This window comes from Nocardia crassostreae, assembly GCF_001613405.1.
Classification (GTDB): domain Bacteria; phylum Actinomycetota; class Actinomycetes; order Mycobacteriales; family Mycobacteriaceae; genus Nocardia; species Nocardia crassostreae.
Genome location: NZ_BDCH01000001.1, coordinates 22,747 through 36,170, shown reverse-complemented (window position 1 = coordinate 36,170; position 13,424 = coordinate 22,747). Strand labels below are relative to the sequence as shown.

Genomic DNA, 13,424 nt, shown 5'->3' with positions numbered 1-13,424 from the left:
CGATCACGCTAAAGTCTCACATGGATGTGAGAGTCAACTCGAATCTCTGTGGGGAGCCGCACATGCGCATCGGAGACCTGTCCAGCCGCACCGGCGTCAGCGTGCGCCTGCTGCGCTATTACGAGGAGCAGGGCCTGCTGCGGCCGGTGCGCCGCCCCAGCGGCTATCACGAATACCGCGACGACGATATCGATACGGTCCGCAATATCCGCACCCTGCTGGCGGCGGGCCTGAACACCCAGACCATTGCGGCAATGCTGCCCTGCATGATCGACGAGGACGGCACGCTGGCGCCCGCCTGCCCCGATATGGTTCCCGGACTGTCCCGCGAGCGGGACCGAATCGACCGGGCCGTGGCGGATCTGCTGGCCGCGCGCGCCGCGCTCGACGTGATTATCGGGGCCGCGCCGCAACCGGTTGCCGAGTCGGACGCGTGCCGCGCGGCGTGACTCCGCGTGCCGGTCAGCGCAAGACGGTCTTGGTGCGCATGAGGAATTCGGCGAGGTAGCCGTCGTGCGGGAGGCCGGGGGCCATCCACGGCGTCGGATGGTCGCCGATGTGGACATTGGCGATGGTCGGTTCGGCCACGAGTGCGTCGATCAGATCGGCGTCGCCGGTGACGGCGGTGAGGACGAGAGTGTCACGCAGCGGCCGGATTCCGGCGGTGCGGTCCCAGGGCGCGATCCAGGCGCAGGGAAAACCCAGTTCCGCGCCGAGCTGATCGGCGAAGGGGCTGTCGAGCTGATGGACGGCGGGCCGGAGCACGGCGCTGCCGTCGCCGAGGTCGTCGATGATGCCGTCACCGCCGAGCCACGGTTTCGTGCCCGCGGCGCGCTGCCGAAGGTGGTTGTCCCACCGGCGCGCCAGAACGATCGGGGCCACCGGCAGGACCGCGCGGTCATCGGTCGCGGGCAGACTCGGTAGCGCGGCGAGGCGTTCGGCGAGCGCGGCCGCCACGGGGGTGGGATCACCCTCGACGAGAATGCCGGTGGCATTCACACAGCCGACACCCCCGCCGCCGCTGATCGACTCCACCAGGGTGTCGAGGATCGGCTCCCACGCCGAATCGGCGGTGATCAGAATCTTGGAGCGGCCCGGACCCTGCGGCAGGATGCGCGGATCGCCCGCGTATTTGCGCACGACTTCCGCACCGCCGTAGACCATTCCGAGGTCGGCGTGCCGGAGCACATCGTCGGCCGCACTGTGATCGGTGGGCAGCAAGACGATTCGATCATCGCCGAATCCGGCCTCGCGCAGGGCGGTGATCAGCCGGTGCGGTGTGAAGGGCTCCCGCCGGGAGGGCCGCACCGCGACCCGGTAGCCGAGGGCGAGGGCATCCAGCCAACCCTGGTGCACCCCCGGATGATTGCCCGCCGCGTGCACGGCGAACACCTCTCCGCGCCGCGTCCACACCGCCGCACCGGCCCGGGTCAGCGGATCACGCCACGAGCCGACCGCGGCGGACGGCCGCGCGTTCCGCACGCTGTGCCCGATCCGCTCGGCGGCCCGCGCGATATCGCCGCTGGCGGCGCGCACCGCCGTGATCGGTATCCCGGTGACGGTACTGACGGTGTGCTCGTATTCCGCCGCCGTCGAACCCCCGACCGATCGGGTGGCGAAAGCCTTGCCCGCCGCCGCGAGGGCCGTGATCCGTGCGTCGAGGGGCAGTTCCGTCGCCCGGCGCAACGCCCCCATGGCGCGGCCGACATAGAGCGGCGGCGCGAGACTCAATGTCGCGAGAGGGTTTCCGGCGAAGTCCGTGAGCGTCTCCGACCGCCGGGACCGGTACGGTCCGCCGGGTCCGAGCACGTCGAGGGACAGCATCAGTACACGCCCTCGATGACCGGCGCACCGCTGAAGGAGGCCACGGGCGCGACATCGGCGACGGCATCGCCGAATCCGCCCGCCACCGGTGCGATCCGGGTGGCGAAGTCGCGCTCGACATTGTTGACCAGCAGGGCGGTCCGGCTCATATGGTGCACGACGACCTGCCCGCGCTCGCCGTAGGGAACGACCGCGCCGGTGTCGGGGTCGATCACCCGGAAGGTGGTGTACGGGGCGAAGGAATCGAAGACGCACGCCTCGTCCGGGCCGAGGCCGGGCCGCTCCACCTAGGTCCCCAGCATCATGGCGCTGCCGTACCCGCCGACCAGCTTGATACCGGGAAACACCTCGTCGCGCAGGAGATCCCGGGTATCGGCGTCCAAATGCGTACCGCCCCAGATGATGGCGCGGACCTTCCGGTTCACCTGGTCGACCAGCTCGTCGTGCTGGGCGAGGCGTTCCAGCAGCGGCGGGGTGGCGAAGAGCACGCCCACCTGTTGCCCGGCCAGGATATAGCCGATCTGTTCGATGAGATGGTCGGTATAGGCGGCGGCCATATCCCTGTGGCCCTCCGCAATGAGCTTCTTCACCCAGCGCGGATCCAGGTCGATGCCGAAATTCAGCCCGCCCCGCGCGGCCGCGGTATCGGCCGCCATGGCCCCGACATTGTGCGGACCGGTGGGAACCGCGCTGAGCCAGTCCACATTTCGCGGCACCCCGTGGGCGTCCAGGCGCTCGCTGAACCAGGCGATGCTGCGCCGCTGCCACTCCGCGGTGAACATGACCCGCTTGGGTTCGCCCGTGGTGCCGTCGCTCTCGTAGACGCTGGCCCCGTGCCCCGCGCCGTAACCGCGCGGAATCAGATCGCGCACAGCGACATCGCGCAGCTCGTCCACCACATTCGGAAATCGGCCGAGGTCGTCGAAATCCCGGATATCGGTCAGCGTATCGAAATCCAGTGCCGCGGCCCGCCGCAGCCAGAATGGCGATCCGGTCTCCGGGCCGAAATGCCACCGCATCATCTCCCGAACGAATTCTCCGCCACCCTGCTCGGCCATAAACAATCCTCTCGAGATATTCGAATGACAGCGGAAAGGATTATAGCACAAGGGAATACGTGTACGGCCCTTGTAGAAGTCTACGAAATGCCCGGTGCGGCCCGCGACCGTTTTCGTGGCTTCGGGCCCTGGCCGCCGCCGCTCGCCCGGCTGTTGAGTGGATCACACGAGTTGTGACGAACGCAGGGGAATTCCCTTGCTGGACAAGGAGTTTTCTTGGCGATCCAGCGGAAGCACACGATGTATCACTCGACCATCATCGAGGCCGAACCGGACGCCGTCTGGGCCGTGGTCCGCGATGCCCTGCGGGTGGTGTCCATCGTGTCCGGGCCCGCCGCGAAGGATGTGCACTGGGCCGAAGGCGGTTCGCCCGACAAGGTTCCGTCGCTGTACAACTTCACGCTGGTGTTCTCCGACGGCCTGGTCCAGCAGGAGGTGGCGGGCCGCAATGAGGTGGAGCGCTCGCAGACCTACCGGTCCATCGAACCGACCATGGGCGTGGACCGCTATCTCGCCACCATTCGCGTGCGGCCCATCACCAATGATCCGAACCGCTGTTTCTTCGATTGGACCCGCGGGCTGACCATTGCCGAGGACGCCGATACCGAGGTCGTCGAAACCATTATCGCCATGATGGCAAAGCAAACCGATTCCGTGCGTGACTTTTTCGCGCAGCGCTGACCGCCTCGCACCGAACCAAGGAGAAATCTTGTCCGAGACGCTGCCCGGCCGACAGCTCGAAATCGCTTGGCCCGAACTGGATATCACCGTGACCGCGGAACTCGACGGCCGCAATGCGGAACTCGCCGACGCGCTGTGGGAGGCCCTGCCGTATCAGAGCCTGCAAGGGCACGCCCTGGTGGCGGGTCAGCATCTGTATCACGTGGCGCCGATTCCGTCGCTGCTGCATCTGCCCGCCTCCACCCGGATCGCGGATCGGCGCGAAGCCCCGGACGGGACTGTCTTCTGTTCCGCGCTACAACATTTGGGCATCAAGTACGGCGCGCTGACCGAACCCATGCCCGCCTCGCCGGTGGGCCGGATCCGGGAGGCGGGCCTGCCGGGCCTGCTCGCGGCCGGGGAGGCGATCTGGGAGTCGGTCTATTCGTCGAAGCGGCCCATTATCGCGGAGGTCCGCAAGGCGGGCGAGCCGGGCGGGCACCGCATTCCGCATCTGACGGCCGCCGATGCGGAGGCCAACCGGCTCATCCACGAGGTGTACACCGCGACCGAGCAGGCCTGGCTGTCCGAACCGCGGGAATTCGCCGACCTACACCGGGGGCTGATCCCTTCCGGGGCGGGAACATTCGAGACGGTGCTGCCCACTTTGCTGTTCGTCAATGGCGAGACCCGCCCGCTGGGCTATGCCACCTACGGCGGCCTGGTCCGCGCCGCGGTGCAGGGCATGCCGCTGGACTCGCTGCGGCAGATGACCCGCCTGCTGGTCGGCATTCCGGCCGAATTCCTGGGCTACTGCGGCCTGGAGCGGCTGTGGGCCTTCACGGAGCGCTTCCTGGCCTGCCTGGACCGGCTCGACCGCGACGACTTCCTGGCCGTGACCAGCCAGCTGGCGCTCTACGTCAACTGCCTGGGCGCCTGGAATCTGCATTTGTTCCCTTGGGACGCAGGCGATTACCTGCGCCAGCAGCGCCCCGCCGAAGTGGGCCGCCAGTCGTGAACCGGCTCCCCGAGCACACCGACGCGCTCGTCATCGGCGGGGGAGTCATCGGCACGTCGATCGCGTACCGGCTCGCCGAGGCGGGCGTGGGCACCGTGCTGCTGGAGCGCGGTGCGCTCGGTTCGGGATCCTCCGGGACCACCGCCGGGGTCATCCGGACCTACTTTCCCGGCAATGCTCTCGTCAGCGGTCTCGCCGCCCGGAGCATGGCGGACTATCACGCCTTCGCCGAGCGGACCGGGGTCGATCTCGGATTGCGGCGCATCGGCTTCCTGGTGTTGTTCACCGAGGAAGCCCAGGTGGAGGACTTTCGCCGCGACCACGCCGCGCAGGGGGCGGCGGGGGTGGACGTCGAGCTCGTGACCGCCGCCGAAGCGGCGCAACGCAATCCACTGCTCGACGCGCGCACCGTGGTGGCGGCCTGGTCGCCCGAGGCCTACGCCTGCGATCCCGCCGCCATCGTGCGCGGTTACGCCACCGCCGCCGAGCGGGCCGGGGCCGTTCTGCACACGGAAACACCCGTCATCGGCATCGACCCCGACGGGCAGGTGCACACGCCCGCGGGCAGCATTCGCGCGCGCACCATCGTGTGCGCGGCCGGTCCCTGGGCGGAGTCGGTCGCCGCCATGGCGGGGGTATGCCTGCCCGCCACCACGTACCCGGTCGACATGCTCCTGGCCCCGGCCCCCGCGGGCGCGCCGTCCGCCCTGCCGATGACCCTGCACCCGTCCGGCCTGCGGATTCGCAGCTGGGGGGACCGCATTCTGGTGGGCATGGGCCGACCCAGACCCGGTGAATCCCGGGAGACCTGGCGGCAGCGGGTCGCCCGGCAACTCGGCGCCGCCTTCCCGGCCCTCACCGGTGGCCGCCTGGAGCGCGGGTGGAGCGGGGACCTCGATGTGAGCCCGGACGGGATGGCGCTCATCGGCCGCGATCCCGTCCGCCCCTTCGTCTACGCGGCCGGATTCTCCGGCCAGGGACTGTGCCAGGCGCCCGCCGCCGGTGAGCTCGTCCGCGACCTCGTGCTCGACAAAGAAGGAAATGGTCATGATCGTCTTGGGGTGCAACGGCTTCACCCGCGTCTCGGAAGTCTTCGCTGAGAATTTCGGCGCGGTCGGCATCGACAAGCACTACCTGCTCGGCCACGATGCGGGCGCCGCGCTGCTGATCGACGGCGACGTGGTCGCCGCCGTGGAGGAGGAGCGGCTCAATCGGGAGAAGAAGACCACCGATTTCCCGTTCCATCCGGTGCGCTGGTGCCTCGCGCACGCGGGCCTGGAATTCTCCGATATCGACCTGATCGCCATCCCTTTCGACTTCTCCGCCGAAGTGCTGGACGAGATGCTGTCGGGCATCGTGGCCGCGCCTATGCCGCCCGCCGCGAAATTGGTGCTGGTGCGCGATATCGGCAAGCTCTACACCGATGTCGTGAGCCACGAGGCGATCCTCGCCGACTTCGCCGCCCGCACCGGTTTCACCCCCGATCCGGACAAGGTGGTGTTCGTACCGCACCACCTCGCGCACGTCATGACCGGCTACTACGCGGCGGGCATGCGCGATAGCGCGTTTCTCATCAGTGACGGTCGCGCCGAAGTGCTTTCGACGCTCATGGGTGAGATCCGCGACGGCCGGATCCGCGTCTTCGAGGAGACCGCGATCGGCGCGGAGTATTCGATCGGCATCCTGTTCAGCGCGATCACGCGCTTCCTGGGCTTCGTGCCCAACAATGACGAGTACAAGGTGATGGGCCTGTCCGGATTCACCGCGCCCCCGGCCCCGAACCCGTTCGTCGAGGACTTCGTGGAGCTGCACCCCGACGGCCGGTACGCCTTCCGCATACCGCTGGCGACGGATGACCCGCACAGCCTGGATTCGCTGTTCGAGCAGTATTTCGGGCCTTTCCGGGACACTCTCGAATACAAGGCCGTCGTGGCCGCGGCGGCACAGGAAATACTGAATGTCGTGACCCGCCACCAGTTCCGCGCGCTGGAGGCCAAGACGGATCTGACTCACGTGCTGTTCGAGGGCGGCGTGGCGCTGAACTGCCTCAACAACACTCCGCTGTTCGAAGGCTCGCGTTTCGACGATATGGCTGTGAGTTTCGGCGCCAGCGATACCGGTATCGTCCTCGGCGCCGCGGTCCACGCGTGGATCAACCATCCGGACAATGCGGGCAAGCAGCTGACCGCGCCGCCGGTAACCCCGTATCTCGGACCGGAATACGACGACGCCGCCATCGAGCGGGCGCTGCGGGAGTTCGGCGATCGCGTGGAATGGAGCAGACGCGACGACGACGAGATCGTGGATCTGGTCGCGAAACTGCTCACCGAGAAGGTCGTGATCGGCTGGTACGAGGGCCGGATCGAGCACGGCCCGCGCGCCCTGGGCCACCGCAGCATTCTGGCGAACCCGAACTTCCCGGATATCAAGGACGTCATCAATACCCGGGTCAAACACCGCGAGCCGTTCCGCCCGTTCGCCCCGATCGTGCTGGAGTCCGACGCCCCGCGAATCTTCGATATGGGCCGCAAGACCCGCTCGCCCTACATGACATTCGTCTTCCCGGTGCGCCCGGAATTCCACGAGGTGATTCCCGGCGCGACCCATGTGGACGGCACCTCCCGCGTGCAGACCATTACCGACCGGGACACCCCGCGCCTGGCCGCGCTGCTGCGCCGTTTCACCGCCCTGACCGATGTGCCCTGCCTGCTCAACACCTCGTTCAATGTGGCGGGTGAGCCCATTGTCTGCACGCCGTTCGACGCTCTGAGCTGCTTCCTGGGCACCGAGATCGACTACGTGGTGCTGGGCAACTATCTCGTCGCGAAATCCGGTCCCGCCGCATGACATTCGACGACCCGGGCGTCCCCGCGACCTTCGTGCTCATGCGGCACGGCGAAACCGCGCTGACGCCGGAGAAACGCTTCTCCGGCAGCGGTGGCGCCGATCCGTCCCTGTCGGCCGCCGGGCGTCCTCAAGCCGAGGCCGCGGCGTCCGTGCTCGCCGCGCTCGGCACGGTGCGGGCCGTCGTGTCCTCGCCGCTGCGGCGCTGCCGGGAAACCGCCGAGGCGGCGGCCGCCCGCCTGCATCTCGACGTCCAGGTCGACGCGGGCCTGCGCGAGGCCGACTTCGGCGTGTGGGACGGACTCACGATTGCCGAAGTGCGGCACCGCTATCCGGACGATCTGGCCGCCTGGCTCCGCTCGTCCGCGGTCGCCCCGCCCGGCGGCGAATCCCTCGACGAGGTCGCGGGGCGCGTCGTCCTCGTGCGCGACAAACTCCTGGCCCGCCACCCGGCGCGGACCATCCTGGTGGTCACCCATGTCACGCCGGTCCGCCAGCTGATCCGCCTGGCCCTCGGTGCACCGCCCGAGTCGCTGTTCCGTATGGAGACCGCGGCGGCATCGCTGTCGACGGTCGCCTACTACCCGAACGGGAACACCGCACTGCTGTCGCTCAACGACACCTCGCACTTGCGCTGATCCGGCCGCCCCGCACTAGGCTGGCCGGATGCCCTTGATCGAGGTGACCTACGCGGCCCATGTCCCCGAAGCCACGTTGCGCGAATTGGCCGACAGGCTCCCGCATCTGGTGTCCGTGGCGGTCGAATGCCCGGAGGAGCCCTATGACGGGGATCTGCAGCCGGGTGATGTCGAGATCCGGTTCCGGGCGCTCGGGCCGCTGGATCGCAGCGGGCTGGACGCGGTGATCGAGATCCGGTCGAAGTACTTCGAGAGCCGGGCGGCGAATCGGCAGGAGCGGGTCGACGAACTGCACGAGCGCATTGCCGAGGCGACGGGGCTGGAGGATTTCGGGATCTACCTGTCGATGCCGGTGGCGGCGTGGGCGCAGACCGAGTGAATGCGGTTCAGTCGTCGCGGAGCAGTGCCGCGGCGTGTTTGATGGCCTGCCGGATGCGGTAGTAGGTGCCGCAGCGGCAGACGTTCTCGATCTCGTCGATGGCGTCGTCGTCCGGATCCGGATCGCGGGTGAGCAGGGCGACGGCATTCATGATCTGGCCCGGCTGGCAGTAACCGCATTGTGCGACATCGAGATCCAGCCAGGCCTGCTGCACGGGGTGCAGGGTCTCGCCGTCGGCCAGGCCCTCGATGGTGGTCACGGCGTGGCCGTGCACGCGGTCCATCGGTAGTCGGCAGGGCAGTACGGCGGCCTGGTCGAGCAGGCAGGTACAGGCGTGGCAGACCTCGATACCGCAACCGTATTTGGGGCCGCGGACGCCGAGGACGTCGCGCAGCACCCACAGCAGCGGAACCTCGGCGGGAACGTCGACGGTGACCGGTTCGGCATTGAGCGTGAACGTGTACTCGGGCATGCGGCTTCTAGCGCGGGAACGGTTCGAAATCGATCTCGGATCGCGCCGGGAACCGTTGTGCGCGTTCACCGGTCGCATGGCTCAAGGCGGTGGCGACCGCGCCTGCGGCAACGGGGACCGCCAGCTCGCCCGCACCGCCGGGGCGGTCACCGGAGTCGAGGATGGACACCTCGAAAACCCGTGGGGTGTCCCGCATCCGGGCGAAGTGGGAGTGCGAGTAGCTGCCTTCGAGCGGTAGCCCGCGATCGATGTGCAGCCCGGCGGTGAGCACGGTGGAGATGGCGTCGGTGAGCCCGCCCATGAGCTGCGCCTCCAGGCCGAGCGGATTCACCGCCAGCCCGACATCTACGGCGAAGTACGCCTTGGTGACTCGCGGCGCGGCGCCGGTCGCATCGAGCTCGACCACGCACGCGATCACCGAGCGGTGCTCGGTGTGCAGGGAAACGCCCAGCGCCACACCGGGTTCGGTGGTGCGCCCCCAGCCGCTCATGCGCCCGACCTCGGTGAGCACCCGGCGCGCCCGCTTCGATTTCGCGGTGTGCAGGCGGTAGGCGAGCCGGTCCTCGCCGAGAATGCGCGCGATCTCGTCGACGGCGATCTCCTCGGCCACCCGGGTATTGGCCGAGTACACCGAGCGCCAGCTGCCGGTGTGCATGCGCAGCGGAGCCTCGGTGAGGCCATACGTGACGGCGCCCATCTCGTAGGGGCACACCACCGAGGTGAGGAAGACCGTCTCGGCGAAGGACAGATTCCCGATCACCGGAATCCGGGCGGCCATGGCGGTCAGGCAGTCACCCAGCCCGTGCCGGAAATCGGTCTCCACCGCGGCCACCCGGTGCTCGTACCCGACCACCCGGCCGCCCGCGATATTGGCCCGCACCCGGTGGTGGCTGGCGGGGCGCGCCCGGCCGTGCCGCATATCGTCGACCCGGGGCCACAGCAGCCGCACCGGCCGCCGCAGCGCCCGCGAGGCCTGCGCCGCCTCCAGCGGTGCGTCGTAGAACAGCCGCCTGCCGAACGAGCCTCCGGCCGCGACGACATGGGCGCGTACGGCATCGGGCAGCAGCCCGAGTTCGGCGGCAATGGCCGCGGCCGCGACGATCGGCGTCTGCATGGGCGCCCACACGTCGGCGCGGTCGGCGCGGACATCGGCCACCGCGCAATTGGGCTCCAGGGGTGCGTGCGGCACGAAGGCGAAATCGAAGTCCAGCTCCACCGTGGCGCTGCCGGGCACCACCTCGTCGAGCCGGGGAATCAGGAAGGGCGCGACGGTCTTTCGCAGGGTCGCCCGGATGGTCTCGTCGGATTCGCCGTCGACCGTCCCCGGATTCCAGGCCGCCCGCGTCGCATGCCGGGCCGCGATGGCGTCCCCGAAGGTCCGCGCGCAGATGGCGATGCCGGTGTCGATGAGGGCGGCGTCGACCACGCCCGGCATGGCCCGCACGGCCGCGAGATCGACCGACAGGACGGTGCCCTTGATGGTGGGCGGGCGCACCACGACCACCGGGAGCGCATCCGGAATGCGCAGATCCATGGTGTATTCGTGACGGCCCGTCACCATGGCGCGCGCATCCGGCCGCCCGTGCGGGCGGCCGATGATCCGGTGCCGGGCGCGGCATGGCGAACGCGCCGAACAGGCCCGGATCCGCGGCCGCACCGCTCAACTCGCCGTACGACAGGCGTTGCCCGTCGGCCGCCACCACGAAGCCCTCGGCGGTGTGCAGGGTCCCCGCCCCGATCCCCATTCGGGCCGAGGCGGCGGCCAGCAGGCGCGCCCGCACGGCGGCCGCCGACCACCGCACCGGATCATAAAGACTGCGAACCGAATTGGAGCTTCCGGTCATCTGATTGAACAGCAGTTCCGGTCGCGCCGGGGCGAGCTCGACGGTGACCCGCTCCACCGGCAGTTCCAGCTCCTCCGCCACCAGCTGCGCGCCCACCGTGACAATGCCCTGCCCGACCTCCGCCCGCGGCAGTTGCAGGGTGACCCGTCCGTCGGCCCGAACCGTGATGACCGCCAGCAGCGCGCTGGTCGGTGCGCCCGCCAGGGTGAGAATGTCGCCCAGATCCAGGAATTCGGGCACCGGCGGCGCCTGCCGCCATCCGGGGACGGTCTCGGCCGCGGCCCGCGGCGCGATGGCGGCGACGGTCAGCAGCGGTGCGGCGACCAGGCAGGAGAGGAAGTCGCGCCGCGTGGTCACGGCGCCATCCTCTCGAGTGATAGCGAAACGGCATTACGACACGCCGAGTGTCCGGTGCGTCAGCGATCCGGAGTGGCGGCCAGCGCCGCGGCTATGCGCAGCAGATCGCGGGTCTTGGCCGGGTCCAGACCGGTGAGATCGGTGATCTTGCGGAGGCGATAGAGCACGGTATTGGCGTGCACGTGCAGGGCCGCCGCGGTGGCGGTGGTATTGAGATCGTGCGCCAGATAGGTTTCCAGCGTCCGGCGCAGCGCCAGTTCGGCGGCATTGAGGTGCGAGACCCGGGTGGGGCGGGTGAGCTGATACTCCAGCGCCAGGTCGCGGAAGCGGACCACCCCCGCATCGCGGTGATAGCGCACCGCCACCCGCAGCAGTTCGGCGACCTCGGCGTGCACGGCCGGAATATCGTGCGGGACGGCGAGTTCCACCGCGCACAGGGTGGCGGCCCCCGCGGCCCGTTCGAGATCGCCCAGCTGCCTTGCCAATTCATCGAACCGGGATTCGGCGGCGGCGGTCTCGGGCGCCGGGATGAGCGCGCAGCCGCCCTGGGCGGTGACCGTGTGCAGCGTCTCGCCCCGGCCCAGCCAGTCGAGCTCGTACTCCAGGCGGCGCGTCTTGCGGCGCGAGGCGACGGTCGCGTCCACGCCCTGCACCTGCTCGTCCGGATGGGCCGCCACCCGCAGCGCGACCACCCAATAGCGCGGCGCGACAACCAATCCCAGGGAGCGGGCGGTGTCCTCGACCGCCGCGCCCGTGGTGAGGGCGCGATAGAGCTGGCGGCGGTGGTGATCCTGCGGCGGCAGCGGCGCCTGATCGGCGCCGTATCCGGCCAGCACGGCGTGGGTCACCGCCTGCAGATGGCGTTGCAGCAGGACGCCCACCCGCACCAGGGCATCGGAATCACCGGGCTCGGCCCATTCGACAATGGTCTGCCACCACAGTTGCGTGCCCAGGTGATACGTGGTGATCACATCGGTGAGCGGGACGCGCTCCTCGGCGCGGCGGCGCGCGGAGCGTTCGATGGGCGCCAGTTCGGCGGCGCGCAGATCGCGATCCTCGCGCAGCGTGGTGACCAGCAGTTCGAGATTGCGCCCGACAATGGCGGTGACATCGCGGCGGATGGCCTCGGGCGGCAGGGTGCGATAGAAGGCGACCTGCGCGCTCACATGCTCGACGGTCGCGGTCACGATCATGTGCGTGCCTTGCGCCAGCCGATCGGCCAGCGGTCGGCCGCTGACGGTCAGCGGACGGGCCGCCAGTTGCCTGTCCAAGCGCACCTCTCGGTCCGATCTTCCTCCGTGGGATCACCTTGCCACGTGCGGGTTGTGGACGGACACAATACGGCCGAGGTTCTTTATTGCCGACCACAAGCGCGCGGGCGCCGGAATCGGTCAGTATTCGGCGTAGCCCGGTACCGCCGGTCGTACCGTCCTCAGGAGATTCGCATGGGTTCCTCGATTTTCGCGGTATTCCTACCGCTCGCTCTCGCCCTGGTCATGTTCGGTCTCGGGCTGACCCTGACCGTTGAGGATTTCGTGCGCGTGCTGCGCTATCCCAAGGCCGCCGCGGTGGCGCTGGTCTGCCAGATCGTGGTGCTGCCGCTGCTGTGCCTGGGCCTGGTGTACGCGTTCGGGCTCGAGGGCGCGCTGGCGGTGGGCATGATGCTGCTGGTCGCCTCGCCGGGCGGCACCTCGGCGAATCTGTTCAGTCATGTCGCGGGCGGGGACGTGGCCTTGAACATCACGCTGACGGCGATCAATTCGGTGCTGGCGGTCTTCACCATGCCGATCGTGGTGACCCTGTCCATTGCCGCGTTCCTGGACGACGGCGCGGGCATTGGACTGCAACCGGGCAAGTTCCTGCAGGTCATCGCCATTGTGCTGGTGCCGGTCGCGATCGGCATGTGGGTGCGGCGGCGCTTCACCGCCTTCGCCGAGCGCATGCGCACGCCGGTCAAGATCGCCTCGGTGGTGGTGCTGGTGCTGGTCATCCTGGCCGCCGTCATCAGCGAGTTCGACACTCTGCTGGACCATATCGGGCAGCTCGGCGGAATCGCGCTGCTGCTGTCGATCCTCAGCCTGACCATCGGGTACTTCGTGCCGCGCCTGTTCCGGATCGATACCGGGCAGTCCATCGCCTCGGCCATGGAGATCGGCATCCACAACGCCACCCTGGCCATTGCCGTCGCCGTCTCGGTCCTGGACAACGAGACCATGGCGATCCCGGGCGCGATCTACGGCATCATCATGTTCTTCCCCGCCGCCGTGGCCGCGGCGCTCCTGGCCCGGCGGTCGAGGGATATGGCGCCGGCGCGGTAGTCCGGCGAATTC

At 69.0% G+C, this 13,424-nt stretch carries 14 protein-coding genes and 1 pseudogene; 8 read left to right on the top strand and 7 right to left on the bottom strand.

Annotated features, from left to right (window positions below):
- Window positions 1-62: 62 nt before the first annotated feature.
- Window positions 63-449: a MerR family transcriptional regulator gene (locus NC4_RS00165; RefSeq protein WP_067530940.1), complete on the top strand. Its 387-nt coding sequence runs from the start codon at window positions 63-65 to the stop codon at window positions 447-449.
- Window positions 450-462: 13 nt separating this feature from the next.
- Here the strand turns inward: NC4_RS00165 and NC4_RS00160 are convergent, their stop codons facing one another.
- Genes NC4_RS00160 through NC4_RS00155 form a run of 3 tightly spaced genes read right to left on the bottom strand, consistent with a single transcriptional unit; the run spans window position 463 to window position 2,882 of the window.
- Window positions 463-1,824 (bottom strand): aldehyde dehydrogenase family protein, encoded by a 1,362-nt coding sequence (locus NC4_RS00160; RefSeq protein ID WP_067530938.1) that lies wholly within the window; start codon window positions 1,822-1,824, stop codon window positions 463-465.
- Window positions 1,824-2,111, bottom strand: a complete 288-nt coding sequence (locus tag NC4_RS42035; RefSeq protein WP_245721412.1) for a hypothetical protein — start codon at window positions 2,109-2,111, stop codon at window positions 1,824-1,826. The genes NC4_RS00160 and NC4_RS42035 overlap by 1 nt, the downstream gene beginning before the upstream one ends.
- Window positions 2,112-2,882, bottom strand: coding sequence for an acyl-CoA synthetase family protein (locus NC4_RS00155; protein ID WP_245721411.1), 771 nt, complete (start codon window positions 2,880-2,882; stop codon window positions 2,112-2,114).
- A 216-nt stretch (window positions 2,883-3,098) separates the two neighbouring features.
- Here NC4_RS00155 and NC4_RS00150 point away from each other — a divergent pair, with 216 nt between their 5' ends.
- The 6 genes from NC4_RS00150 to NC4_RS00125 are packed head-to-tail and all read left to right on the top strand — an operon-like array spanning window position 3,099 to window position 8,421.
- On the top strand, window positions 3,099-3,563 hold the full coding sequence (locus NC4_RS00150; protein ID WP_067530936.1) for an SRPBCC family protein: 465 nt from the start codon (window positions 3,099-3,101) through the stop codon (window positions 3,561-3,563).
- Between the two features lie 28 nt (window positions 3,564-3,591).
- Entirely contained in the window at window positions 3,592-4,560 is a 969-nt protein-coding gene (locus NC4_RS00145; protein ID WP_067530934.1) for a cucumopine synthase-related protein, read from the top strand.
- Window positions 4,557-5,660 carry an NAD(P)/FAD-dependent oxidoreductase gene (locus NC4_RS00140; RefSeq protein WP_067530932.1) on the top strand — a complete coding sequence of 368 codons (1,104 nt, stop codon included), beginning with the start codon at window positions 4,557-4,559 and terminating at the stop codon, window positions 5,658-5,660. The genes NC4_RS00145 and NC4_RS00140 overlap by 4 nt, the downstream gene beginning before the upstream one ends.
- Window positions 5,608-7,407: a carbamoyltransferase family protein gene (locus NC4_RS00135; RefSeq protein WP_067531085.1), complete on the top strand. Its 1,800-nt coding sequence runs from the start codon at window positions 5,608-5,610 to the stop codon at window positions 7,405-7,407. The genes NC4_RS00140 and NC4_RS00135 overlap by 53 nt, the downstream gene beginning before the upstream one ends.
- Window positions 7,404-8,042 carry a histidine phosphatase family protein gene (locus NC4_RS00130; RefSeq protein WP_084528301.1) on the top strand — a complete coding sequence of 213 codons (639 nt, stop codon included), beginning with the start codon at window positions 7,404-7,406 and terminating at the stop codon, window positions 8,040-8,042. The genes NC4_RS00135 and NC4_RS00130 overlap by 4 nt, the downstream gene beginning before the upstream one ends.
- Before the next feature lie 28 nt (window positions 8,043-8,070).
- On the top strand, window positions 8,071-8,421 hold the full coding sequence (locus tag NC4_RS00125; RefSeq protein WP_067530931.1) for a hypothetical protein: 351 nt from the start codon (window positions 8,071-8,073) through the stop codon (window positions 8,419-8,421).
- 7 nt (window positions 8,422-8,428) lie between these two features.
- Here the strand turns inward: NC4_RS00125 and NC4_RS00120 are convergent, their stop codons facing one another.
- The 4 genes and pseudogenes from NC4_RS00120 to NC4_RS00110 all read right to left on the bottom strand — a co-directional run bounded on the left by NC4_RS00120 (window position 8,429) and on the right by NC4_RS00110 (window position 12,365).
- The gene (locus tag NC4_RS00120; protein ID WP_067530929.1) at window positions 8,429-8,893 is read right to left on the bottom strand and encodes a (2Fe-2S)-binding protein; all 465 of its coding nucleotides are present in this window, start codon (window positions 8,891-8,893) and stop codon (window positions 8,429-8,431) included.
- Window positions 8,894-8,900: 7 nt separating this feature from the next.
- Window positions 8,901-10,454 carry a molybdopterin cofactor-binding domain-containing protein gene (locus NC4_RS00115; RefSeq protein WP_245721410.1) on the bottom strand — a complete coding sequence of 518 codons (1,554 nt, stop codon included), beginning with the start codon at window positions 10,452-10,454 and terminating at the stop codon, window positions 8,901-8,903.
- A 133-nt stretch (window positions 10,455-10,587) separates the two neighbouring features.
- Window positions 10,588-10,977, bottom strand: a pseudogene (locus NC4_RS42030) (molybdopterin cofactor-binding domain-containing protein); the annotation flags it as partial.
- A gap of 176 nt (window positions 10,978-11,153) precedes the next feature.
- Window positions 11,154-12,365, bottom strand: a complete 1,212-nt coding sequence (locus NC4_RS00110) for a PucR family transcriptional regulator (RefSeq protein ID WP_245721409.1) — start codon at window positions 12,363-12,365, stop codon at window positions 11,154-11,156.
- A 174-nt stretch (window positions 12,366-12,539) separates the two neighbouring features.
- Between NC4_RS00110 and NC4_RS00105 the strand changes: the two genes are divergently transcribed.
- Entirely contained in the window at window positions 12,540-13,412 is an 873-nt protein-coding gene (locus NC4_RS00105) for a bile acid:sodium symporter family protein (RefSeq protein WP_067530926.1), read from the top strand.
- Window positions 13,413-13,424 lie beyond the last annotated feature (12 nt).

Excerpts from the sequence above, each read along its gene's own strand:
- NC4_RS00165 (WP_067530940.1), top strand. The coding sequence starts at position 63 with ATGCGCATCGGAGACCTGTCCAGCCGCACCGGCGTCAGCGTGCGCCTG.
- NC4_RS00160 (WP_067530938.1), bottom strand. The coding sequence starts at position 1,824 with ATGCTGTCCCTCGACGTGCTCGGACCCGGCGGACCGTACCGGTCCCGG.
- NC4_RS00155 (WP_245721411.1), bottom strand. The coding sequence starts at position 2,882 with ATGGCCGAGCAGGGTGGCGGAGAATTCGTTCGGGAGATGATGCGGTGG.
- NC4_RS00135 (WP_067531085.1), top strand. The coding sequence starts at position 5,608 with ATGATCGTCTTGGGGTGCAACGGCTTCACCCGCGTCTCGGAAGTCTTC.
- NC4_RS00130 (WP_084528301.1), top strand. The coding sequence starts at position 7,404 with ATGACATTCGACGACCCGGGCGTCCCCGCGACCTTCGTGCTCATGCGG.
- NC4_RS00125 (WP_067530931.1), top strand. The coding sequence starts at position 8,071 with ATGCCCTTGATCGAGGTGACCTACGCGGCCCATGTCCCCGAAGCCACG.
- NC4_RS00120 (WP_067530929.1), bottom strand. The coding sequence starts at position 8,893 with ATGCCCGAGTACACGTTCACGCTCAATGCCGAACCGGTCACCGTCGAC.
- NC4_RS00115 (WP_245721410.1), bottom strand. The coding sequence starts at position 10,454 with ATGGTGACGGGCCGTCACGAATACACCATGGATCTGCGCATTCCGGAT.
- NC4_RS00105 (WP_067530926.1), top strand. The coding sequence starts at position 12,540 with ATGGGTTCCTCGATTTTCGCGGTATTCCTACCGCTCGCTCTCGCCCTG.